Below are 23,391 nucleotides of genomic sequence, written 5' to 3'. Positions count from 1 at the left end.
CGCGCACGTGGGACGGGAACGGTGCTGCATGACTTCTCAACTGGTCACCTACCAGGTCGACGGCGGAGCGACGGTGCAGTTCGAGATCGAGCCGCCGCCCGGCTACCGGCCCGCGGCCGGGCCCGAGCAGATCGTCGGGCGGGTCCGTGACGCGATCGGCCCGGCGGTCGAGGCCGCGCAGGCGGTGCTGGAGCGCGCCCGGGCCGCCGCGCCGGCGGAGATCCAGGTCAAGTTCGGCATCAAGGTGACCGGCACGATGACCTGGCTGGTGGCGAAGGCGGCCACGGAGGGCAACTTCGAGGTCACGCTCACCTGGCGTCCCGGATCGCCACCGGCTGCCGGCACGCCGCCGCTCGGGAAGCCATGAGCGACGGGCCGCCCGACGACTCCTGGGTGGCGGCGGTCCACCGCGGCCCGGACGACCACGCGCCGCTGGGCGCGGCGGTGGTGATCGACCAGCGGCGGGCGCTGACCGCCGCGCACGTGGCCGCCGGCGACGGGTCGCTGTGGCTGGCCTTCCCGAAGGCCGGCACCGCGTCGGCGGCCCGCTGCCGGGTCGCCCGGGTCCATCTGGCGCCGGCGCCGCACGACGTGGCGCTGCTGGAGCTGGAGGAGGAGGTGCCCGCGGGCGTGTGGCCGGCCCGGCTGGCCTGTCCCGACCCCGCCGACCTCAAGGGCCACTCCTGGTGGGCGTTCGGCTTCCCGAACGCGCAGATCTGGGGCGACGCGACCGGCGGCGTCGTGGACGAGGTGCTGGGCTACGGGACCGTCCGGCTGTCCACGCACCAGGCCGATCCCGTGGCGCCCGGCTTCAGCGGCGGCGGCGTGTGGGACAGCTCCTACGAGGCCGTGGTCGCCGTCGTCAGCGGCTGCACCGGCGCCTCCCGGGCGCTGGCGGTCACCGCGTACCAGGCGGACCTGCTGCTGCCCGAGCACAAGCTGAACGTGCTCGCCGAGTCCTGGTCGCCGGAGCGGGCGGGGCAGCTCGCGCTGGCCTCGTGGGGCTGGCGGCTGGCCAGCGACCCGGAGAGCGGCCGGCACTGGCGGCCCCGGGCGCGCGGCGTCGCCCACGACAGCGAGCGCGGCTACCGGTTCCGGGGCCGCCGGGCCGCGCTGAGCGCCGTCCGCGACTGGCTGGACCGGCCGGTGCCGGACAAGCGGGTGCTGGTGGTGACCGGTTCGCCCGGGGTGGGCAAGTCCGCGGTGCTGGGCCGCATCGTGACCACCGCCGACGAGCGCATCCGCGACGCCCTGCCCGCCGGCGACGACGCGGTGCGCGCCTCGATCGGCTCGGTGTCGTGCGCGGTGCACGCCAAGGGCAAGAGCGCCCTGGAGGTGGGCACCGAGATCGCCCGCGCCGCGGCGGCCACGCTGCCCACCGGCGTGGAGGACGTCGTCCCCGCGCTGCGGGTCGCGTTACGCCGCCGCCGGCAGCGCGCCGCCCGGTCGGGTTTCGCCGCCCGGCCGTCGCGGTTCAACCTCGTCATCGACGCGCTCGACGAGGCCAGCTCGCCGGCGGAGGCCCGGCTCGTCGCGTCGCGGATCGTGCTGCCGCTGCTGGAGGAGTGCGCCGAGCTGGGCGCCCAGGTCGTCGTCGCCTGCCGGCGGCGCGACGACGCCGAGGACCTGCCGGCCCGGTTCGGGCCCGACGCCGAGCTGGTCGACCTGGACCGGCCGGCCTACTTCGCCCTGGACGACCTGGTCGCCTACGCGCTGGCCAGCCTGCAGCTCGTGGGCGCGGAGCGGCCCGGCAACCCGTACGCCGACGACGCCGTGGCCCTGCCGGTGGCCCGCGCGGTCGCCCGCCAGGCCGAGCGCAACTTCCTGATCGCGGGGCTGCAGGCGCGGCGGCACGGCGAGCAGGACGAGCGGCCGGTCGCGCCGGACACGCTGGCCTTCCCCGCCGAGGTGGGTGACGCGCTGCGGGCCTACGTCGAGCCGCTGGCGGCCGTCGGCGCGGTCCCCGCCGCCGTGGCCCTGCGGGCCCTCGCCTACGCCGAGGCGCCCGGCTTCGACCTCGCCCTGTGGCGGACGGCGATCGCCGTGCTCAGCGGCGTCGAGGTGGACGAGGGCCGCCTGGCCGCCTTCGCCCGCTCCTCGGCGGCCAACTTCCTGCTGGAGACCGGCGGCGCCACCTTCCGGCTCTTCCACCAGGCGCTCGACGACGCCCTGCTGCCGGACGCGGAAGGGCGGGCGGCCGACGAGCGCGCGCTCACCGAACGGTTCGCCGCGCTCGCCGAGCGCGGCTCCTGGTGCGACCTGCATCCCTACCTGCGCCGCTCGCTGGCCGGCCACGCGGCCCGGGGCGGGCTGCTGGAGCACCTGCTGACCCGGACGCCGTACCTGCTGCACGCGGACCTGCACCGGGTGCTGTCGCACGCCGCCACGGCCCGGCTCTCGCCGGTGCTGTCCCCGGTGCTGTCCCCGGTGCTGTCCAGGGTCGTCCGGCTGATCCAGCTAACGCCGGGCGCCGCCACGGCCTCCCCGGCCGAGCGGGCCGCCCGGTTCGGCGCCACCGACGCCCTGGCCGGTCTCGCCCTGCGGCACAACCCGTCGCTGGCGCACGACCGCATGCCGTACCGGACGAGCTGGGCGGCGGTCACGCCGCGCTCGGACCAGGCCCTGCTCACCGGCCACGTGGGCGCGGTGCACGCGGTGTGCGCCTTCGGCCAGGACGGCCTGCCGCGCCTGGCCACCACCGGCGACGACCGCACCGTGCGGATCTTCGACCCGGCGACCGGCCGCCAGGTCGGCCACCCGGTCAACCATCCGGGACGGGTCGGCGCGATCTGCGTGTGCACCGCCGGGGGGCGGCCCGTCCTGGCCACGGCCGGCGGCGACTGGATGGTGTGGCTGTGGGATCCCGCCACCGGCGGGCAGGCGGGCGGCCCCCTGGCCGGCCACACCGGGCGGGTCAGTGCGATGTGCGCCTTCACCGACGAGGGCCGGCCCCGCCTGGCCACCGCGGGCGCGGACCAGACGATCCGGGTGTGGGACCCGGTCACCGGCCGCCGGGCCGGCGAGCCGATCGCCGTCCGCACCGGGCGGGTGAGCGCCATGTGCGCCTTCGTCCACGAGGGCCGGCCCCGCCTGGCGACCGCGGGCGAGGACCACGCCGTGCGCGTCTGGGACCCGGTCACCGGCCGGCCGCTCCTGCCGCCCCTGACCGGCCACGCCGGGCGGGTGAACGCCGTCTGCGCCGTCACCCTCGACGGCCGCGCCTGCCTGGCGACCGCGGGCGACGACTGGACCGTCCGCGTCTGGGACGCCGCCGGCGGCGGGCAGATCGGTCTCCCCCTGACCGGCCACACCGGCCCGGTGCTCGCCGTCTGCGCCTTCGAGCAGGACGGGAACGTGCGCCTGGCGGCCGCGGGCGACGACCACCGGGTGAAGACGTGGGACCTGTCCCTCGGCCACCTGGCGGCCGGCGCGAGCGTGGGCCGGCAGCTCAGCGGCGTGCTCACCGGCCACACCGGCCCGGTGCACGCGGTCTGCGCCTTCGGCCAGGGCGGGCTGCCGCGCCTGGCGAGCGCCGGCGAGGACGGGACGGTGCGGATCTGGGACCCGGGCAGCGGCTACCAGGTGCACCGCGCCTCGGCCGGCCTGGGCGGGCGGACCGGCGTGATGAGCGCGTTCGTCCAGGACGGGCTGCCGCGCCTGGCCACGGTCGGCGAGGACCGCCGGCTGCGGGTCTGGGACTCCCTCAGCGGCAACCAGATCGGCGCGCCGCTCACGCACCCGTCGTACAAGGCGCGGGCCGTGTGCGCGTTCGTCCACGAGGAGCGGCCCTACCTGGCCACCGTCGGCGAGGACCACCTGGTGCGGGTGTGGGACGCGGCGACCGGGCGCGAGGAGGGCGAGCTGCTGACGATCCGCACCGGCAGCACCGGCGGGGCCAGCGGCGTGTACGCCTTCACCTCCGGCGGGCAGCCGCTCCTCGCCACGTCGGGCGAGGACCGCGCGGTGCGGATCTGGGACCCCGTCTTCGGCTACCAGGTCGGCGCTTCGCTCGACGGGCACACCGGCGCCGTGCGCACCATGTGCGCCTTCGAGCAGGGCGGCCGGCTGCGCCTGGCCACCGCGGGCGACGACCAGCTCATCATCGTCTGGAACCCGCTGACCTGCCGGGGGATCCGCACGCTGCGCACCGGTCACACCGGCGGGGTGAGCGCGATGTGCGCCTTCACCATGGAGGGCCGGCTGCACCTGGCCACGGCCGGCGACGACCACACGGTCCAGGTGTGGGACCTCACGGCCGGCCGCGAGAGCGGGGTCACGCTCACCGGGCACACCGGCCGGGTCAACGCCATGTGCGCCTTCCAGCAGGACGGGCGGCCCCGTCTGGCGACGGCCGGGCAGGACCACACGGTCCGGGTCTGGGACCCGGCCAGGCGGTCGTGCGTGACCACCGTCCCGGTGCACGCGCCCGCGACGAACTGCCTGTGGCAGACGGGACGCCTGCTCGTCGGCCTGCACACCGGGATCCTGGCGATCCGGCCGGCCCTGCTCAGCCCTTGAGCCCGCTGAAGCTCATCGTGGCCACGAAGTGCCGCTGGGCCAGCACGAACGCCGCCACCAGCGGCAGCACGGCCACGACGTTGCCGGCCATGAGGGCCGACCACTCGGTGTGCCGGGCCCCGGCGAAGGTGGCCAGGCCGAGCTGGAGGGTGTAGCTGTCCTCGGAGGAGATGGCGATCAGCGGCCAGATGAGGTCGTTCCAGGCGCCGAGCAGCGTGAAGACGACGAGCGTGGCCAGCGCCGGCCGGGCCAGCGGCAGCACCACCCGGACGAACACCCCGACCCGGGAGCAGCCGTCGATGGTGGCGGCCTCCTCCAGCTCGCGCGGCAGCGACAGGAAGAACTGCCGCATGAGGAACACGCCGAACGCGGAGGCCAGCCACGGGACGATGGCCGCGCCCAGCGTGTCGATGAGGCCGAGGTTCTTGAACAGCAGGAACGTCGGGATCATCAGCACCTGGGTGGGCACCATGATGGTGGCCATGACCGCGCCGAAGGCGAGCGCCCGCCCGCGGAAGCGCAGCCGGGCGAAGCCGTAGCCGGCCAGGGAGCACAGCACGACGTGGCCGAGCACGGCCGCGGCGGCGACGAGCACGGTGTTGGCCAGCCAGCGCGGGTAGTCGTCCTCGGCGAAGATGCGCCGGAAGCCGTCCAGGGTGGGGTGCTCGGGCCAGAGCTTCGGCGGGTAGCTGTTGATGTCGGCGTCCGGCATGAACGCGGTGAGCACCATCCACACCAGCGGCGCCACGAACAGCAGCGCGGCGGGCATGAGGACGAGGTGGGCCAGGTGCCGGTATCTCATCGCGCGCTCCTCCACAGGACGGCGCCCGACACCGCGAGGGTGGCGAGGAACAGGACGTAGGCGATGGCGGTGCCGTAGCCGGAGTGGAAGAGCTGGAACGCCTGCCGGTAGAGGTAGAACACGACGGTCGTGGTGGAGTCGAGCGGCTGGCCCTTGGTCGTGGTGTAGACGAGGTCGAACAGTTGCAGCGCGGTGATCGTCTGCCAGATCACCAGGAAGACGGTGGCGGGCCTGAGCTGGGGCAGCACGACGTGGCGCAGCACGTGCCGGCCGGCGCCGCCGTCCACCCGGGCGGCCTCGACCAGCTCGCGCGGGATGTCCTGGAGCGCGGCGAGGTAGACGACGGCGGGCATGCCGACGCCGCCCCAGATCGAGATCGCGACCAGGGTGATCATGGCCTGGCCGGGGTCCTGGAGGAAGCCCATCGGGGCCAGGCCGAGGGTCTTGAGCGCGGCGTTGACGATGCCGAAGTCGGGGTCGAAGACGAAGTTGGCGAGGATGCCGGTGGCCGCGGCCGAGACGACGTACGGGACGAAGAAGCAGGTGCGGTAGAAGCCGATGAGCCGGATGCGCAGGTTGAGCGCGAGGGCCAGGAGCAGCCCGAGCGCGACCGAGCCGGGCACGAACAGCACGGTGTAGAGCAGGGTGTGCCCGGCGGCGGCCGCCAGTTCGGCGTCGCCCAGCAGGTCGGCGTAGTTGCGCAGGCCGACGTAGGAGCCGCCGGTGAGCAGGTCGCCGTCCTGGAGCGACAGCAGCAGCGCCCAGACGGCGGGGAAGACGCTGAGCCCGACGACGACGAGCGTGGCGGGCAGGACGAAGCCCCATCCGGTGAGCTGGGGGAGCCACCGGGCGCGGCGCGCCCGGTGGGCCCCGGCTCCCGCCGCGACGGCGGTCATCGCGAGCGCTCCAGCACCTTGTCGGCCTCGGCGGCGGCCTTGGTGAGCACCTGCTGCGCGGGGGTGCCGCCGACCAGGGCCTGGGCGATGGCGTTGCCGACCTTCTCCGACAGCTCCGGGTACGCCGGGAGCTGCGGCCTGGCCTTGGTGGCGTTGTCCAGGTTGGCGGTGAAGACGTCGATCTCGGGGAAGTCCTCGGTGAACTCGCGGTAGGCGGGCAGCGCGGTGGTGGCCTTGCGGATCGGCAGGTTGCCGAGGCCGAGCGTCCAGCGGGCGTCCTGCTCGGGGCGGGTGAGCCAGGTCAGGAAGGCGGCGGCGGCCTGGGCGCGGCGGGCGCCGTTGTCGAGGACGACCCAGTTGTCCGGCCCGGCGATGGTCTGGTGGTCGCCGTTGTGGCCGGGCAGGATCTGCACGCCGTAGTCGATCTTGTGGTCGATGATGTCGAGCAGCGCCCACGGGCCCGCGATGACCATGCCGATCTTGCCGCTCTGGAACAGGGGCAGGAACTTCTCGCCGTTCTGGTCGAGGTAGACCGACTTGTCCTGGCGGGCCATGGCGCTCCACAGGTCGAGCGCCTGCACCGCCTGCGGGGTGTTGAAGGCGGACTTCCTGCCGTCGGCGGAGAGGATGTCGCCGCCCTGCTGCCAGAGCTGCGGCCAGAAGCGCCAGACGGTGTCCTCGGTGCCGGTGACGGGGTAGGCGGTGCCGTACACGCCGTCGCGGGTGAGCCTCCTGGCCGCGGCGCGGAAGTCGTCCCAGGTCCAGTCCTTGTCCGGGTAGGACAGGCCGACCGCGTCGAACAGCTTCTTGTTGTAGATGACGGCCAGGTTGTCCACGACGGCGGGGATGCCGACGACCTTGCCGTTCACCTCGGCGACGGCCCGCTCGGACGGCCAGAAGTCGTCCCAGCCGAAGCCGGGCGCCTTGACCGTGGCGGTCAGGTCGTAGACCTTGGGCGTCTTGGCCAGGACCGGCGACCACGTGCCGTACATGTAGGCGATGTCGGGCGCCTTGCCGCCGGCCAGCACGGCCTGCACCTTCTGCAGCATCTCGTCCACGTTGGTGGTGCCGACGGCGGGGACGATCCGCACGTCCGGATGGGCCTTGTTGTACTCGGCGGCCAGCTCCTCGATGACCTTGGCCTGGTTCTCGACCTGGCCGTGCCACCAGGTGATCTCGACCGGGCCGCCCGCCTCCCCGCCGCCCCCGCCGCAGGCGGTGAGCAGCCCGGCGGCGAGCAGGAGCGCCGCCGTCCCGGCGCGCGCCCTCATCGCGGTGACTTCCGCGGTGACTCCCGCAGCGACTCCGGCAGCAGGCCGGCGTGGGCGGCGAGCAGGTCCTCGCACAGGGCGTCGATCCGCTCGACGGTGAGGGTGGCGGCGGTGTTGGGGTCGGCCATCATGGCGTGCCTGACGTGGTCGCGGCGGCCCTCGGTCGCGGCGCGCACGGTCAGCTCGTTGACGCCGACGTAGGCGCGGTTGAGCGCCGCGCACTGCGGGGGCAGGTCGCCGACGGCCATCGGGCGCACGCCGAGCGCGTCCACGGCGCACGGCACCTCGACGACGGCGCCGGCCGGCAGGTTGGTGATCAGGCCGGTGTTGGGGAGGTTGCCGTAGACGACGCGGGGCGCGCCGGTGGCGATGCTGTGGATGATCTGCGGGGCGTACTCCATCGTGCCCTCCACGGTGATCGGCCGGCCCGCGCGGAGCGCGTCGCGGGTGGCCTCGTACTGGCGGACGTTCTCCTCGCTGATGCCGAGGTAGGCGCCGACGGGGATGCGCAGGCGCTCGATCTCGGAGTCGTGGTGCAGGTACCAGGGGACGTACTCGGAGGAGTGCTCGCTGGTCTCGGTCGGGTAGTAGCCGAGCCTGCGGTACATGTCGACGCGCACCCGGCGGGCCAGGCCGGGGTCGCGGGCGACGGCCTCGTCCAGGCGGGGGTAGAGGTTCTCGCCGCGGTGCTCGAAGCGCAGCATCCACGACTGGTGGTTGACCCCCGCCGCCAGGTAGGACACCTCCTCGTACGGCACCCCGACCAGCTCGGCCAGGTCGTGCGCGGTCCAGTGGATCGAGTGGCACAGGCCCACCACGTTGCGGACGGGGGTGGCGGCGGCCAGGTACCAGACGTTCATGGCCATGGGGTTGGTGTAGTTGAGCAGCCAGGCGTCGGGGCACAGCTCGGCCATGGCGTGCCCGATGCGGTCGAGGGCGGGGAACGTCCGCAGGGCGCGGAAGATCCCGCCGACGCCGATGGTGTCGGCGATGGTCTGGCGCAGGCCGTGGCGCGCGGGCAGCTCGAAGTCGACGCGGGTGGCGTCGATCATGCCGACCTGGATCATGTTGATCGCGAAGTCGGCGCCCTCCAGCGCGCGGCGCAGGTCGGGGCAGGCGGAGATCTTGACGGGGCGGCCGGCGGCGATGACGCGGGCGGCGGCCTCGGCGGTCTCCAGCCGCTCGGGGTGGATGTCGTGCAGCGCGACCTCGAACTCCCCGAGATCGGGGAAGGCGACCAGGTCGGCCAGCAGGCCCTGGGTGAACTCGACGCTGCCCGCGCCGATGAAGGCGATCTTCATAGCTCCTTCCAGGTGGGCTGGGCGGCGGTGCCGCCGGCGGCCCGGGTCGACAGTGATCCGCAGGCGACCGCCACGCGCAGGCACTCGCGCAGGCCGAGCCCGCGCAGCCGGGCGGCGATCAGGCCCGCGTTGAAGCTGTCGCCGGCCCCGACGGTGTCGACCGGCTCCAGGGGGACGGCCGGCACCCGGGTCAGCGTGCCGTCCCGCCAGGCGAGCGCGCCGGCGGCGCCGTCCTTGACGACGACGGCGGGGCCGAGGGCGCCGATCCGGGCCGCGGCCTCCTCGACCGACAGGGGCAGGGGGTTCGGCGCGCGGGACGGCAGGCGGGCGGCGACGGCGACGGCCTCGGCGGCGTTGGGGAGGAAGACGTCCACCTCGGGCAGCACCCCGGCGAGGCCCTGCCAGGCGCCGGCGGGGTCGTCGTTGGTGTCGAGGGACGTGCTCGCGCCCCGCTCCCGCTCCCCCGCCAGCAGCTCCGGCAGCCCGGCCGCGAGCGCCGGCTGCAGGAAGTAGGAGGAGACGTGCACGTGCCGGGCCAGGCCGCGCGGCACGTCGGCCGCGGTCAGGTCGGGCAGGCAGCCGGGCGAGGTGAGGATGGCCCGGTCCGCGCCGTCGGCCAGGACCACGGTCATGGCCGTGGGACGGGGGCCGGCGACGCAGTGCGTGACGTCCACGCCGCGCGCGGACAGGGCGTCCAGCACGAACCGGCCGGCGGCGTCGTCGCCCACCCGCCCGGCGAACGCCACCCGCAGACCCAGCCGGGCGGCCCCGCAGGCGGTGATCGCGCCGGAGCCGCCGAGGACGAGGTCGCCGCCGGAGACGAGCTGCTCGCGCTGGCCGTAGCCGAGGCGGCGGGGCGCGCCGGAGAGCACGACGTCGGGGTTGGCGTCGCCGACGACGAGCAGGTCGAACTCAGGCGCCATGACGGGGCGTCCGAGCCGGGAGGGCTGATGGGGGTACGGGTGCGGTGAGGCGCACGGACACTCCTCGCGAACGTGGTTGTTCGGGACAAGTGGCGATGCGCGCTGTTCCGCACTCTCCGCGTCGCGCCCGTGCCGGGGGGCGCCGGAGTGGCGTGGCCCATAACCGTAGGACGTCACGCCAGCACGCTGGGACGTGCCTCCCTCCTGTGTGCGGATAGAATTGCGCGTTCTTGCTCCTTTGTCCAGACTTCGGGGCACGAAAGAATCATGACCGGGTCCACTCCGCGCAGCCGCCGGTCGCGAACGCCTTGTCCGCGGGCTCGATGGTGACGGTCGCGGGGCCGGTCGGCATGCCCGAGGTGATGACGTCGGCGGGGGCGGCGGAGACGTTCCTCATGCGGGCCCAGAAGCACATGGAGAAGCCCGCCGTCGGGCCGGCGGTGCGGTAGGTGCCGGGCTGGATGTCCTTGCCGACGACCAGGGTGCGGAGGGAGGCGGGGTTGATCCCCGCGGGCTGTGTGGCCCCGGGCGCGGTGGCCCCCGGGGCGGTGGCCCCCGGTGGGGTGGCGTCCGGAGCGGGCGGGGTGTCCGAGGGCGGGGTCGCGGCGGGGGCGCTGGTGGTGGCCTGCGGGTCGTCGGGGGGCGGGCCGGTGTCCTCGACGGTCACCGTCAGCTGGGGCTCCGGGTCGCCGTCGGCTCCGGTCGCGTCGTCGGTGCCCGTGGCGCCGTAGCCCACGAAGACGCCCAGCAGGAACCCCAGCAGCGCGGCGAGCCCGGCCACGAGCACGATGATCGGCGGGCTGCTGGTCGCCCGCGGGTATTCGGGTGGGTATCCGGGAGGAGGCGGCGGCCCGTACATCACGGACCCAAGCGTCCCACCCCTGTCAACGGTGCAGGTAGTCCACGAGCGACGCCTTCTCCGTCTCCAGCTCCTCGATGGCGCTCTTGACCACGTCGCCGATGCTGACGATGCCCGCCAGGCGGCCGTTCTCGACGACCGGCATGTGCCGGAAGCGCTCGTTGGTCATGATGCGCCGCAGCTCGTCCACGTTCTCGCCGGGGCCGGCCGTGCGCACGTCGGTGGTCATGATCGCGGAGACGGGCTCGTCCAGCACGCCCGCGCCGCGGTCGTTGAGCCGGCGCACCACGTCGCGCTCGGAGACGATGCCCTCGATGGCGACGCCGTCGGTGGAGACCACCACGGCCCCGATGTTGTGCTCGGCGAGCCGGGCGAGCAGCTCACGGACCGACGCCGACGGCGGCACGGTCGTCACTTGGCTGCCCTTGGCGCGCAGGATCGTCCCGATGAGCATGTGGTACCACCTCTGCCTCGGTCTTCCGCTGTGTAGGCACCAGGCAAACAAGCCGGTGGGGAGCCCGTCAACCCGTCCCGTAGGCTGCTTGCCGGACGTACTCCACTTCATATGCCGAAACATCACCTGACCAGGGACACAGTGAGATGACCGAGCCGCTGAACATCGGAAGCCATGACCTGCCCGTCACCGACGAGCTGGCCGCGTTCATGCGGACGGGCTGGGCCGACACGCGGCGCACCGACGTGACGGCGCTGCCGGTCGCGCCCTGGGCCGCCAAGCGCCGCGCCGCCCTGGCCGCGCGGTTCCCCGGCGAGCGGCTGGTGATCCCGGCGGGCACGCTCAAGGCGCGCAGCAACGACTGCGACTTCCGCTTCCGGCCGCACAGCGCGTACGCGTACCTGACGGGCGCGGGCGAGCCCGACGACGTGCTGGTGGTCGAGCCGTCCGGGGAGAGCGTGCTCTACCTGCGGCCCCGCTCGCCGCGCGAGGAGGGCCAGGAGTTCTACCGCGACCGCCGCTACGGCGAGTTCTGGGCCGGCCGCCGCCCCGACCTGGCCGAGGCGGCCGAGCTGTACCAGGTCGAGTGCGCCCACATCCGCACGCTCGACCTGGACCGCCCGGCCCGGGTGCTGCGCGGCGTGGACCCGTCCGTCGACGCCCGCGTGCCGCGCGGCGAGGGGGACGCCGAGCTGGAGACGTTCCTGTCGGAGATGCGGCTGGTCAAGGACGAGTGGGAGGTCGGCGAGCTGCAGTTCGCCGTGGACGCGACCGCGCGCGGCTTCGAGGACGTCGTGCGCGCCCTGCCGCGGGCGCTCGCCCACCCGCGCGGCGAGCGGTACCTGGAGGGCGTGTTCGGGCTGCGGGCCCGGCTGGAGGGCAACGCGACCGGCTACGAGAGCATCGTGGCGGCCGGCGCGCACGCCTGCGTGCTGCACTGGATCCGCAACGACGGCCCGCTGCGCGACGGCGACCTGCTGCTGCTGGACGCGGGCGTCGAGGCCGACACCCTCTACACCGCCGACGTGACCCGCACCCTGCCGCTGTCCGGCCGGTTCACGCCGGCGCAGCGGCAGGCGTACGAGCTGGTGCACGAGGCCCAGGACGCGGCCATCGCCACGCTGCGGCCCGGCGCCCGCTTCCGCGACTTCCACCAGGCCGCCATGCGGGTCATCACCGAGGGCCTGCGCGACTGGGGCCTGCTGAAGGGCTCGCTCGACGAGCTGATGGAGACCGGCCTGCACCGCCGCTACACCCTGTGCAGCAGCGGCCACATGCTCGGCCTGGACGTGCACGACTGCGCGCGCTCGCGCGCCGAGGTCTACCTGGACGGCGTGCTCGCGGAGGGTCACGTGCTGACCGTCGAGCCGGGCCTGTACTTCCAGCCCGACGACCTGACGCTGCCCGAGGAGCTGCGCGGCTTCGGCATCCGCATCGAGGACGACCTCGTCGTCACCGCGGACGGGGCCACGCTGATGTCGGCCGGGCTGCCCCGCCACCCGGACGAGATCGAGTCCTGGATGAGCGCCCTGCTGTAACGAAGCGGTCACGTTTCGTGCATGCCTGATAAGGCGCGGCCCGCCCCTCATACCTTTTCCTCAAATTCCGAGGAAAGCGTCGACTACTGGACACCCCGTCAGTAGGGTGACTGATCCGTAGGCGGGCGGAGGTGGTCGGCCAATGGCCGGGTCCGGATTCGTCGGACGCAAGGCCCGGTCGATGCTCGGGCAGGTCGGTGACCTGTTCGTCATCGCCCTGGAGGGGCTGCGGCGCAGCTGGGACGTCAAGAGCTGGTGGTGGGAGTTCGTCGACCAGTGCTGGTTCCTGGCCCGCGTGACCAGCGTCCCGGTGCTGCTGGTCTCGCTGCCGCTGGGCGCGACCGTGGCGCTGCAGGTGGGCGAGCTGGCCTGGCAGCTCGGCGCGGGCTCGGCCACCGGCAGCGCGGTGTTCGTCGGCCTCATCCGCGAGGTGGCGCCGCTGGCCAGCGCGCTGCTCATCGCCGGCGCGGGCGGCAGCGCCATGACCTCCGACATCGGCGCGCGGCACATCCGCGACGAACTGTCGGCCATGGAGGTCATGTCGGTCAACCCGATCCACCGCCTGGTCACGCCGCGCATGTGGGCGGCCAGCACGATCGCGGTGTGCCTGTGCCCGCTGGTCATCCTGGCGGGCGCGAGCGGCGGCTACTTCTTCAACGTCGTCGTGCAGGGCGTGACGCCGGGCGCGTACTTCGACGGGGCGCTGTCGCTGGTGGTCTCCTCCGACCTGTACGTCACCCTGTTCAAGGCGTGGATCTTCGGCTTCATCGCCGCCGCCGTGGCCTGCTACAAGGGCATGACCTGCGCCACCAGCCCGGTCGGCGTGGGGCGGGCGGTCAACCAGGCGACCGTGGTGACGTTCATGCTGGTGTTCACGTTCAACTACGTGATCTCGGCGGTGTACTTCCTCGCCTATCCCCCAAGGTCGCTCTGATGGTGACGCGGACGGCCGGCCTGCGGCTCGCCCACCGGGGGCGGGAGCTCGCCGAGCGGTTCGCCGGGCTGGCCGACTGGCCGCTGTTCGTCTGGAAGGTGCTCTTCTACTGCGTCCGCGACGTGATCCTGCGGCTGCGGTACTTCAAGGTCGTCATCCGGCAGGTCAGCGACGTCGTGGTGGGCGTCGGCGCGACCGTCATCGGCGGCGGCATGGTGTTCGTGGTGTTCACCATGGCCTTCGTCGTGGGCGCGACCGTGGGCCTGCAGGGCTACCAGGGGTTGCAGGCGATCGGCGCGGAGTCGTTCATGGGGCTGGTCGGCAGCTTCGCCAACGTCCGCGAGATCACCCCGATCATCGCGGCCACGGCCCTCGCGGCGCAGGTCGGCTCGTCGTTCACGGCGGAGCTGGGCGCGATGCGGATCTCGGAGGAGATCGACGCGCTGGAGGTGATGGGCATCAACGCCTTCACCTACCTCATCTGCACCCGGGTGGTGGCGGCGCTGCTGGCGCTCATGCCGATCTACCTGATCGCGCTGTTCGCCAGCTTCTTCGCCACCCGGCTGATGTGCACGGCGCTGTTCGGCCTCGCGCCCGGCGTCTACGACTACTACTTCTACCTCTACCTGCCGGTCAGCGACATCCTGTTCAGCGTCGCCAAGGTCGGCGTGTTCGCCTTCGCGGTCATCGTGATCCACTGCTACCACGGCTTCCACGCCACCGGCGGGCCGGTGGGGGTGGGCGTCGCGGCGGGCCGCGCCATCCGGCAGTCGATCGTCACGATCGTGCTGCTCAACCTGCTGCTGTCGTACCTGTTCTGGGGCGGCGGCGGCAACATACCGCTGACGGGGTGAGCCGGTGGCCCGATTCGAGTTCCCTCTCGCCGCCCGCGTGGGCATCGCCTTCGCGACGCTCGCGGTCCTGGCCGGGGCGACGGTCTTCGTCGTGCGCACGGCCACCGAGCTGCGCGGGACGCGGATCGACGCGGTCTTCACGCGCGCCGGGCAGGGCCTGGACACCAACTCGCCGGTCAAGATCCGCGGCATCACGGTCGGCGACGTGACCGGCGTCTCGCTGGACGCCAGGGGCCGGGCCGTGGTCACCATGCACGTCCAGCCCGGCGTGCGGGTGCCCGCCTCCGCCTCCGCCTCCATCGAGCCGAGCTCGGTGTTCGGCCCCAAGTACGTCTCCCTCGTCCCCGGCACGGGCGAGAGCACCGGCCCCTTCCTCGCCTCCGGCGCGGTCATCACCGACACCTCGGGCCCGCTCGACCTGTCCGACACGCTCGGCGACGCCTACCGCGGCCTGGACGCGATCGACCCGCGCGAGGTCACCGTCATCGTCCACACCCTCGCCCAGGGCCTGGACGGCGAGGGCGGGCAGCTCCGCGAGCTGATCGGCGACGCCGGCACCGTCGTCGGCGTCGCGCACCGGCAGCGGGAGCGCGCCCGCCGCTTCCTGCGCGACACGGCCGCGCTCGGCACCGCCCTGTCCGACAAGGGCGACGAGCTGGTGTCGATCTCCTCCGACGTCAACGTCATCACCCCCGGCCTGCTGGCCCGCGCGGACAAGGTGCGCGCCCTGCTGGAGGAGGTCACCTCGATCAGCGACCTCGGCGCGCACGGCCTGCGCGCGCACCGCCAGGACCTGCGGGCCGGGGTGCACTCGGCCGAGCGGGTGGCCGCGCTCATCTACGCCCAGCTCGGCCTGGCCGGCGACGGCGTACGCGGCCTGAACCGGCTGCTCGCCCTGCTCAACGAGCTGATCGAGGCGCCCGGCCCGAACGGCAGGAACCAGCTCCAGGTGGAGGCGTTCGTCGCCACCGACGTCTGCGAGCTGATCGTCGGCGCCTGCGGCCCCACCGACGGGAGGCGCTGACATGGCCGTCTCCGCCGAGCGCAGGCGCCGCCGCTGGACCTTCGCCCGTTTCGTGCTGTTCATCGGGCTGACCGTGGCGCTGATCGTGCTGATCGGCGTGCAGATCGCGAAGGTCGGCGGGGGCGGCGGCTACCGGATCGTCGCCACCTTCGACGACGTGTCCGGCCTCACCGAGGGCGACCAGGTGAAGATCGCCGGCGCGCCGGTCGGCCGGGTGGACGGCATCAGGGTCGTGGACGGCCGCGCCGAGGTCACCATGGAGGTGCAGGACGCCGTCCGGGTGCCGGCCGACTCCGAGGCCGCGATCCGCTGGCGCAACGCGATCGGCCAGCGCGTGGTCTACCTGCTGCCCGGCACCGCGCCCGGCCGGCTGCCGCCCGGCGGCCGCATCGCCCGCACCTCCTCCGTCGTCGACATCGGGCAGCTCGTCAGCGACCTCGGCCCGCTCACCCGCAGCCTCGACGCCGACCAGATCAACCAGCTCCTCACCGCCGCCGCGACCGCGCTCAAGGGCAACGAGCGCAACCTGCCGCGGCTGCTGGACAACGTCGACGCCATCACCACCACCGTCGCCGAACGCCGGCAGACGATCGAGCGGCTGCTGGAGGACTACGCCACGGTCAGCGGCGTGCTGGCCCGCCGCGACAAGCAGATCGAGCAGCTCGTGGACAACCTCGTGACGCTGACCGAGGCGTTCGCCGACAACCGGCGGCTCGTGGACGACGCGCTGGTGCAGCTGTCCGCCACCGTCCACACCTCCGACGAGGTGCTGGGCAGGAACGCCGGGGAGCTGGGGGCGTTCGTGGAGAACCTGAAGGGCCTGACCGGCGGCGTGCGGCGGCACGTGGGCGAGATCGACCGGACGGTGAGCACGTTGCAGCCGCTGTTCGCGCGGGCCTACTCGACGGTGGACCGCGGCCACTACTTCATCACCGCGGTGCCGTGCCTGGCGCTCGGGCCCTCGCCGTGCCCGTACGGGATGCGGACGCCGCCGCCGCTGCGCAACACGCGGGTGCAGAGCGCCGACGACCTGCGCAAGCTGATGGTGGGCCGCTGATGCCGCTCACCTCGTTCAGGGACCGCAACAAGCACGCCGTCGGCCTGGTGTCGCTGGCCACGCTCGCCGTGATCCTCCTCGTCACGTTCCTGATCGGCAACCTCGGGCTGCTGGAGGGCGGCTACACCGTCTCCGGCGTGTTCACCGACTCCGGCGGGCTCCGCACCGGCAACGACGTGCGGGTGGCCGGGGTGCGGGTCGGCAAGGTGACCGAGGTCCGCCCCGACTACGCGCACGGCCAGGTGATCGTCACCTGGAAGGTGGACGACGGCGTGCGGCTCGGCCGCGCCACCCGCGCCGACATCGCCCTGTCGAACCTGCTCGGCGGCCGGTACGTCAAGCTCACCGGCGCCGTCGCGGCCCCGTACCTGGACCAGCTCCCCGAGGCGCAGCGGCGCATCCCCCTCGCCAGGACCGGCGTGCCCACGCTGGTCAACGACGCCATCAACGACGCCACCCGGCTGGTCAACCGCCTCGACACCCGCGCCGTGGACGACCTGCTCAGCGAGCTGAACAAGGTGGACCTGGCCAAGCGCGGCCGGCTCACCCGGCTGCTGCGCAACATCGGCGACCTGTCGGACACGATCAGCAGGAGCGAGCCGCAGCTCCAGCGGCTGCTGGACAACGGCAACAAGGTCATGGACGTCCTGGAGAAGAAGGACAAGCAGCTCGTCCGGCTCATCGACGCGATCGAGGTCATGCTGTCGGAGCTGCGCGAACGGCGGGCCGAGCTGCGCACCCTGCTCGGCGACGGCAGCGACCTCGTGCAGAGCACCACGCGGCTCATCGCCGAGCACGAGCGCTCCCTCGTACGGGTGCTGGACGACAACGCGGCCATCACCACCCGGCTCAGCGGCAGCAACAAGCAGTTCAACGCGCTGCTGGCGTGGGCCGGGCCGACCTTCACCGGCCTGTCCACGATGGGCGGGCAGGGCCCCTGGCTGGAGGCCATCGCCACCGGCCTCGGCCCGATCAACCCCGAGGTGCTGGCGGCGGTGGCGGACGACCGGGCCAAGGACAGGAAGGACGACCGGTGAGGCGGCTGGCGGCGGTCCTGGCGGCGTGGGCGCTGCTCGCGTCCGGGTGCTCGGTGCTGGGGGCGCGGCCGTACCGGCTGACCGCGATCTTCAGCGCCGCGCCCTCCCTGTACGAGCAGGCCCGCGTCAAGGTCATGGGCCTGGACGCCGGGTACGTCGACACCATCCGCATCGAGGGCGACCACGTGCGCGTCGGCCTGCTGGTGGACCGCGACGTGCCGCTCCCGGCGGACGTCCGGGCCGTGGTCGCGCCGCAGAACACGCTGGGCGAGCGCAACGTCGTGCTCTACCCGCCGTGGAAACCCGGCGACCGGCGGCTCGCGGCCGGGACGACGATCCCGCTGGAGCGCACCGAGCTGCCGGTGGAGATCGACGACGCGCTCGACGCGTTCACCCGCCTGACCGACGCGCTCGACTCCGACAAGCTGGGCGAGGTGGCCGGGAACCTGGCCACCGGCGTCCGCGGCCGCGGCAAGACGATCAACAACGCGATCGCCGACACCGCCGAGCTGACCGACACCCTGGCCAAGCAGGACCAGCAGCTCATCGACCTGGCCAAGGGCCTGAACAGGATCGCCACCCGGCTCAACGAGCGCGAGAGCCAGGTGACCGGCGCCATCGACTCCTTCTCCGAGGCCAGCGCGATCCTCGCCGAGGAGCGGCGGCGGCTGCGCGGCTTCGTCTCCGGCATGGCCGACTTCGTGCGGCGCGGCGACGTGCTCATCGAGCAGTACTCGGCGCGGCTGCCGCAGGCCGCGGGCACGCTGGCGGAGCTGGTGCTGACGCTGCGGGCCAACAGCGCCTCCGTCGCGCAGGCGGTCAAGGGCGCGGCCGACTTCGCCGACGTGCTCGTCGACTCCTGGGACAGGAAGCAGCACGTGCTGAAGATCCGGGTCGTGCTCAACGCGATGACCCGGGCCTGGCTGCAGCCGCTGTTCGACGCGCTGAACCTGGGACGGGTGCCGTGCCTGCCCGCCGGGCTCAGCAACTGCCCCTTCGAGCGCCGGGCGGGGCGGCGATGAGGGCCCGCCTGCTGGCCGCGCTGCTCGCGCTGGCGGTGACCGCGTCCTGCTCGCTGCGGACGCTCGGCGCCACCACCGGCGAGCTGACCCTGTACGCGGTCTTCGACGACGCGCAGAGCCTGGTCAGCGGGCACAGCGTGCAGATCGCGGACGTGCGGGTCGGCACGGTGACCGGCGTCAGCCTGCAGGGCTACCGGGCGCGGGTCGCGATGTCGATCGAGGCCGCGCACCGGGTGCCGCAGGGCAGCACGGCCACGGTCGCGAAGACGTCGGTGCTGGGCGAGAACTACGTGCTGCTCACCCCGCCGAAGGGCAAGGACCTGTCCACGGGGCCGTACCTGGCCGACGGCGCCACCATCGCCGACACCTCCGTCGAACCGGACATCGAGCAGGTCACCGCCAAGGCCGGGCCGCTCATCGAGGCGCTCGGCGCGCAGGACGTCAACGCCATCCTGGACGCCGCCTCCACCGCGTTCGCCGGGCAGGGCGACGAGGTCAACCGGCTCATCAAGCAGACCGCCGAGGTCACCGACGCCTACGCCGCCGCCCGCGCCGACCTCGGCACCACCATCGACGCGCTCGCCCGGCTGGGCGACGACCTCGCCAAGGGCAGCGACGAGCTGGACCGGCTGCCCGGCACGCTCGCCGCCGCCACCTCGCGGCTCGCGCACGGCCGGCACCACATCAAGACGGCGGTGATCGCGCTGACGAAGCTCGCCAAGGAGGTCAACCTCACCGTGTACCCGCGCCACGCGGCCCGGCTGCGCACGCTGCTGCGCGAGCTGGAGGCGATCTCGTCGTCCATGCAGCGCGGCAAGGAGGACCTGAAGCGGCTGGTGGCCGAGATCCAGGCGTTCATCGACGCGCCGCCGATCGTGGTCAACGGGCAGATGCTCACCTACATCTGGCTCAAGGGCCTGCTGCTGCCCGCCCCCGCCGGCGACCCGCCCGCCGCCGACCGGCGCGGGGACTTCCGCCTGCTGCTGGAGCCGCCGCGATGAGGAACCGCATCTATCTCAACCTGGGCTTCTTCGTGCTGCTGGGCATCGTCATGACGGTCTGGGCGTTCAGCACCATCATCCGGCTGGACGCCGTCGAGCGGCCGTACCGGGTGTCGGCCGAGTTCGTCTCCTCCCCCGGGCTGGTGCGCGGGTTCGACGTGGCGTACCTGGGGGTGCGGGTCGGGAAGATCGGCGACGTGCGGCTCGCGCCCGGCCGCATCGTGGTCGGCCTGGACCTCGACCGGGGGGTACGGCTGCCGAAGGGCGTGACGGCCGAGGTGCGGCGCAAGTCGGCGGTCGGCGAGCCGTACGTGGAGCTGTCGCCGCCCGTGAGCGGCGTGCGGGGGCCGTCCCTGGCCGCCGGCGACACGATCCCGCTGACGCGGACGACGGTGCCGCTCGACTACAAGCGGCTGTTCGAAGGCGTCGGCAAGCTCCTCAACGCGGTGCCGCCCCGGGACGCCAGGACCATCACCCACGAGCTGGCGGTCGCGCTCGACGGGCGGGCGCCCACGATCCGCAACCTCATCGACGACGCCCACTCCCTCACCGGCACCCTCGCCGACAACGCCGACCTGCTGGACGACCTGTCGGTGCAGCTCACGCGGCTCACGCACACGCTGGCCGGGCGCAAGGACGCGCTCGCCTCGGGGATCGGCGACCTCGCCACGGTGACGGCGGCGCTGCGGGCCTCGCGTACCGACCTGAACGCCTTCCTGGACCAGGGGCCCGGCGTGTTCGCGCAGCTCGACGCGGCCATCAAGCGGTCACGGCCGGGCTTCTCGTGCCTGCTGACCGCGCTGGGGCTGCCGCACCGGCCGGCGTTCTCGGCCGCGACCGAGCGGAACACCCACCACCTGCTCAGCATCGTGCCGACGGCGCTCAGCCTCGCCGGCGACATCAGCGAGCGGCAGGGCGACACCGTGTACGGGAAGGCGACGTTCATCTTCAGCGTGCCGGGCGGGCCCACGCCGGCGGAGGAGTACGCGGGGCCCATCGGGCCGCCGGGCGTGCCGCAGCTCCGGGCCTGCCCCAAGCAGGCGGTCGCCCCGGACGTCCGCCACACCGGCGACCGGCACCCCGCCTCCCCCGGCCCCTCGGACCCTTCGGACCCCTCGGATTCCGGGTCCGGCACCACCTCCGCGTCGCCCTCGCCCTCCGCGGGCGACGGCGAACCCGGACCCGGGACGTCCCCCACCGGGGTGGCCGCCCCGGCGTCCCGCACCCCAACGAACATCGTCCCGCTGATTGTCGCGATATTCCTCGCCGTAGTGGCAAGTGGTGGCATCGTGGGCTGGACCGCGGCGGGCCGGGCGGCCCGCCGCCGTGAGGAGTCGGAATGACCCCCGGACAAGACCTCGCCCCCACCCCCACCACACCCCCCTCCGGCACCGCCCCAGGCCCAGCGGAGGACGAGCCCCGCCCCTCCGACCAGCCGACGGCCCCACCCTCCAAGAAGCCGCCCTCCCCCTCCGGAGACTCGCCCGCCTCCCCCTCCGGAGAAGCGCCCGAGCCCTCCCCCTCCGGAGAAACGCCCGACTCCTCACCTTCCGAAGGAACGCCCGACTCCTCCGCCGCAGGAACGCCGAGCCCCTCCCCCCGAGAGACGCCCGCCCCCTCCCCCTCCTCCCAAGAGACGCCAGCCCACGACGGCGGGAAGCAGTCGGGCGGCGGGAAGCGCAGCCGGGTCCTCAGAGCCAGGGTCCTGGCCGCCACCACCACCATGCTCATAGCCGCCCTGGCCGCCACCACCGTCCTGCAGTGGCTGGCCGCGACCCGCGCCGAGGAGGCCCGCAACGCCCTGGAGACCGAACGCGCCCTCCGCCTGGAGGTCTCGGGCACCGCGAGCGCCTTCAGCAAGTCCCTGCTCAGCTACGACTACCGCGACCTCCAGACCACCCGCTCCACCTTGAGCGCCCAGGCCACCGGCGACTTCCTGGCCACCTACGACCAGGCGTTCGGCGGCGCGATGGCGCAGGTCATCGTCAAGCTGAAGGCCGTCGCCCAGGCCACGGTCCGCGAGGTGTACCTGTCCGACGTGGACGAGGCCACCGCGCACGCGATCGTCGTCGTCGACCAGCAGGTGAACTCCGCCGAAGCGATCCGCTCGGTACGCGATTCGCACCTTAAGATCGCTCTTGTGAAGGAGAAGGGCGTCTGGAAGGTCCGGGACGTCACCGTGCTCGGCGCCGCCTCGGACGACCAGTACGCCCTCGACGACGCGACCGGCAAGAACACCGACAAGAACACCGGCAAGAAGGACTGACGATCGGCCCCTTGGCGATGGGCGGCCACCCGGACGAGGTGCGCGCGCCCGAACACTGGCTCACGGAGGTGGAGCGCGAGCGCGCCGCGCGGTTCCGGTTCGAGGCGGACCGGGCCACGTTCGTCGCCGCGCACCTGCTGGTCCGGCTCTGCGCCGCCGCCGCGCTCGGCGACGGCACGGACCCGGCCGGTCTCACGCTGCTGCAGGTCTGCGAGGTGCACGGCCCGGGCCACGGCAGGCCGTACCTGGAGCAGGCGCCCGAGCTGGGGGTGAGTCTCAGCCACACCCGCGGGTACGTCTGCGCCGCGGCCGGCCCCGGCCGGGTCGGCGCGGACGCCGAGCACGTGCCGCCGGGCCCGCTGGACGAGGCGCTGGCCGACCGGGTGCTCACGCCGCGCGAGCGGGCCCTGGTCACCGGCAACGACGAGCTGATGCGGCACTGGACGCGCAAGGAGGCGCTGATCAAGCGGGGCGAGCTGTCGCTGGACCGGCTCGGCTCCGGCGGCGACGACCTGTCCGGCCGCCACCTGCTGGAGTGGACCGCCGCGCCCGACATCAGGGTGGCGGTCGTCACCGACTCCCCCGCCCGCCGGGTGCCGATCCCGCTACTGGGCTGAGGTGCGGCGGGTCGGGGTCGGGTCGAGGAAGACCAGGCTGACCGCGGGGAACTGGGCGCGCAGCCGCCGGTCCACCTCGTCGCAGGCGATCTCGACGCCTGCCGCGCTGGCCTCGTCCCGGAAGTCGATCTTGGCGGCGACCAGCACCTCGCCGGGCCCGATCATCATGGTCAGCAGCTCGACGACGTCCTCCACCTCGGGCTGGGCCAGCAGCACCGCCCGGATGCCGGTCTCCAGGCTGGGCGGCGCGGCCCGGCCGATGAGCAGCGACAGGTTCGACTGGATGAGGGTGAGCGCGACGAGCAGCAGGAGCAGGCCGATCGCGACGGAGGCCAGGCCGTCCCACAGGGAGGAGCCGGTGAGCTGGGAGCCGAGCAGCCCGCCGGCCGCGATCAGCAGGCCGACCAGCGCGGCGGCGTCCTCGAACACGACGGCCTTGAGCGCGGTGTCGGAGGTGATCCGCACCAGCCGCAGCGGGTTGACCCGGTAGCGGGCGGCCTCGGCGCGGAGCTGCGAGTAGGCCTTGGCGAACGAGGCCGCCTCGATGACGAAGGACACGGCCAGCACGACGTAGGACGGGACGAGGCCGCCCAGCTCCTCGCCGTGGCTGATCTCGTGCACGCCGTGGGTGATGGAGAAGCCCGCGCCGCCGACGAGCGTCGCGACGGCCGCCATCATCGCCCACACGAACCCGGCCTTGCCGTGCCCGAACGGGTGCCGCCGGTCCGCGGGCCGCCCGGAGCGCCGCACCGCGACCAGCAGCAGCAGCTCGGTGACGGTGTCGGCGGCCGAGTGCGCCGCCTCCGACAGCATGGCCGCCGAGCCGCTGAGCAGGCCGGCGACGAGCTTGGCGAGCGCGATGGCGAGGTTCGCGGCGCCCGCCACGAGCACGGTGCTCAGGCTGTCGCCGTTCTGCTGCCCGTTCTGCTGCCGCTCGTTCTGGGGTCCGATGTGTTGTGACTTGTCCTCGTTCCGTTCCGGCGACCTCTCCGACATGTCGTTCACTCTACGTGCGCT

At 73.6% G+C, this 23,391-nt stretch carries 21 protein-coding genes; 13 read left to right on the top strand and 8 right to left on the bottom strand.

Going from position 1 to position 23,391, the window contains the following annotated elements:
• Positions 1-28 precede the first annotated feature (28 nt).
• Both MF672_RS30530 and MF672_RS30525 read left to right on the top strand, forming a co-directional pair.
• The gene (locus MF672_RS30530; protein WP_242370895.1) at positions 29-367 is read left to right on the top strand and encodes a CU044_2847 family protein; all 339 of its coding nucleotides are present in this window, start codon (positions 29-31) and stop codon (positions 365-367) included.
• Positions 364-4,518, top strand: coding sequence for a trypsin-like peptidase domain-containing protein (locus MF672_RS30525; RefSeq protein WP_242370893.1), 4,155 nt, complete (start codon positions 364-366; stop codon positions 4,516-4,518). The genes MF672_RS30530 and MF672_RS30525 overlap by 4 nt, the downstream gene beginning before the upstream one ends.
• Here the strand turns inward: MF672_RS30525 and MF672_RS30520 are convergent.
• The 7 genes from MF672_RS30520 to MF672_RS30490 form a co-directional block, all read right to left on the bottom strand.
• Positions 4,508-5,320, bottom strand: coding sequence for a carbohydrate ABC transporter permease (locus tag MF672_RS30520; protein WP_242370891.1), 813 nt, complete (start codon positions 5,318-5,320; stop codon positions 4,508-4,510). The two genes, MF672_RS30525 and MF672_RS30520, sit on opposite strands and share 11 nt — an antisense overlap.
• A complete protein-coding gene (locus MF672_RS30515; protein ID WP_242370889.1) occupies positions 5,317-6,216 on the bottom strand; it encodes a carbohydrate ABC transporter permease in 900 nt (299 codons plus the stop codon). The genes MF672_RS30520 and MF672_RS30515 overlap by 4 nt, the downstream gene beginning before the upstream one ends.
• On the bottom strand, positions 6,213-7,487 hold the full coding sequence (locus MF672_RS30510) for an ABC transporter substrate-binding protein (protein ID WP_242370887.1): 1,275 nt from the start codon (positions 7,485-7,487) through the stop codon (positions 6,213-6,215). The genes MF672_RS30515 and MF672_RS30510 overlap by 4 nt, the downstream gene beginning before the upstream one ends.
• On the bottom strand, positions 7,484-8,788 hold the full coding sequence (locus MF672_RS30505) for an alpha-glucosidase/alpha-galactosidase (protein WP_242370885.1): 1,305 nt from the start codon (positions 8,786-8,788) through the stop codon (positions 7,484-7,486). The genes MF672_RS30510 and MF672_RS30505 overlap by 4 nt, the downstream gene beginning before the upstream one ends.
• A complete protein-coding gene (locus MF672_RS30500; protein WP_242370883.1) occupies positions 8,785-9,711 on the bottom strand; it encodes a carbohydrate kinase family protein in 927 nt (308 codons plus the stop codon). Before MF672_RS30500 ends, MF672_RS30505 begins: the two co-directional genes overlap by 4 nt.
• Positions 9,712-9,976: 265 nt before the next feature.
• Positions 9,977-10,570 carry an Rv1352/Rv1906c domain-containing protein gene (locus tag MF672_RS30495; protein WP_507161383.1) on the bottom strand — a complete coding sequence of 198 codons (594 nt, stop codon included), beginning with the start codon at positions 10,568-10,570 and terminating at the stop codon, positions 9,977-9,979.
• Between the two features lie 25 nt (positions 10,571-10,595).
• Positions 10,596-11,024 carry a CBS domain-containing protein gene (locus tag MF672_RS30490; protein WP_242370879.1) on the bottom strand — a complete coding sequence of 143 codons (429 nt, stop codon included), beginning with the start codon at positions 11,022-11,024 and terminating at the stop codon, positions 10,596-10,598.
• Between the two features lie 146 nt (positions 11,025-11,170).
• On the opposite strand from MF672_RS30490, the gene MF672_RS30485 reads away from it, so the two are divergent.
• The 11 genes from MF672_RS30485 to MF672_RS30435 all read left to right on the top strand — a co-directional run bounded on the left by MF672_RS30485 (position 11,171) and on the right by MF672_RS30435 (position 22,374).
• The gene (locus MF672_RS30485; protein ID WP_242370877.1) at positions 11,171-12,562 is read left to right on the top strand and encodes an aminopeptidase P family protein; all 1,392 of its coding nucleotides are present in this window, start codon (positions 11,171-11,173) and stop codon (positions 12,560-12,562) included.
• 142 nt (positions 12,563-12,704) lie between these two features.
• Positions 12,705-13,496, top strand: coding sequence for an MlaE family ABC transporter permease (locus tag MF672_RS30480; protein ID WP_407654784.1), 792 nt, complete (start codon positions 12,705-12,707; stop codon positions 13,494-13,496).
• Positions 13,496-14,350 (top strand): MlaE family ABC transporter permease, encoded by an 855-nt coding sequence (locus tag MF672_RS30475; protein ID WP_242370875.1) that lies wholly within the window; start codon positions 13,496-13,498, stop codon positions 14,348-14,350. Before MF672_RS30480 ends, MF672_RS30475 begins: the two co-directional genes overlap by 1 nt.
• A 4-nt stretch (positions 14,351-14,354) precedes the next feature.
• Positions 14,355-15,374, top strand: a complete 1,020-nt coding sequence (locus tag MF672_RS30470; protein WP_242370873.1) for an MCE family protein — start codon at positions 14,355-14,357, stop codon at positions 15,372-15,374.
• A gap of 1 nt (position 15,375) precedes the next feature.
• A complete protein-coding gene (locus MF672_RS30465; protein ID WP_242370872.1) occupies positions 15,376-16,431 on the top strand; it encodes an MCE family protein in 1,056 nt (351 codons plus the stop codon).
• Positions 16,431-17,468, top strand: a complete 1,038-nt coding sequence (locus MF672_RS30460; protein ID WP_242370870.1) for an MCE family protein — start codon at positions 16,431-16,433, stop codon at positions 17,466-17,468. The genes MF672_RS30465 and MF672_RS30460 overlap by 1 nt, the downstream gene beginning before the upstream one ends.
• Positions 17,465-18,490, top strand: a complete 1,026-nt coding sequence (locus MF672_RS30455; protein WP_242370868.1) for an MCE family protein — start codon at positions 17,465-17,467, stop codon at positions 18,488-18,490. Before MF672_RS30460 ends, MF672_RS30455 begins: the two co-directional genes overlap by 4 nt.
• On the top strand, positions 18,487-19,491 hold the full coding sequence (locus tag MF672_RS30450; protein WP_242370867.1) for an MCE family protein: 1,005 nt from the start codon (positions 18,487-18,489) through the stop codon (positions 19,489-19,491). Before MF672_RS30455 ends, MF672_RS30450 begins: the two co-directional genes overlap by 4 nt.
• Positions 19,488-20,834, top strand: a complete 1,347-nt coding sequence (locus MF672_RS30445; protein ID WP_242370866.1) for an MCE family protein — start codon at positions 19,488-19,490, stop codon at positions 20,832-20,834. Before MF672_RS30450 ends, MF672_RS30445 begins: the two co-directional genes overlap by 4 nt.
• Before the next feature lie 380 nt (positions 20,835-21,214).
• Positions 21,215-21,757, top strand: a complete 543-nt coding sequence (locus MF672_RS30440; protein ID WP_242370865.1) for a hypothetical protein — start codon at positions 21,215-21,217, stop codon at positions 21,755-21,757.
• 17 nt (positions 21,758-21,774) lie between these two features.
• On the top strand, positions 21,775-22,374 hold the full coding sequence (locus MF672_RS30435; protein WP_242371202.1) for a 4'-phosphopantetheinyl transferase family protein: 600 nt from the start codon (positions 21,775-21,777) through the stop codon (positions 22,372-22,374).
• Here MF672_RS30435 and MF672_RS30430 read toward each other — a convergent pair.
• Positions 22,363-23,370, bottom strand: coding sequence for a cation diffusion facilitator family transporter (locus MF672_RS30430; protein ID WP_242370864.1), 1,008 nt, complete (start codon positions 23,368-23,370; stop codon positions 22,363-22,365). The two genes, MF672_RS30435 and MF672_RS30430, sit on opposite strands and share 12 nt — an antisense overlap.
• Positions 23,371-23,391 lie beyond the last annotated feature (21 nt).

The organism is Actinomadura luzonensis (genome assembly GCF_022664455.2).
GTDB classification, from domain to species: domain Bacteria; phylum Actinomycetota; class Actinomycetes; order Streptosporangiales; family Streptosporangiaceae; genus Nonomuraea; species Nonomuraea luzonensis.
The sequence above is the reverse complement of the archived record's forward strand: the minus strand, read 5'-3'. Positions and strand labels throughout refer to the sequence as shown.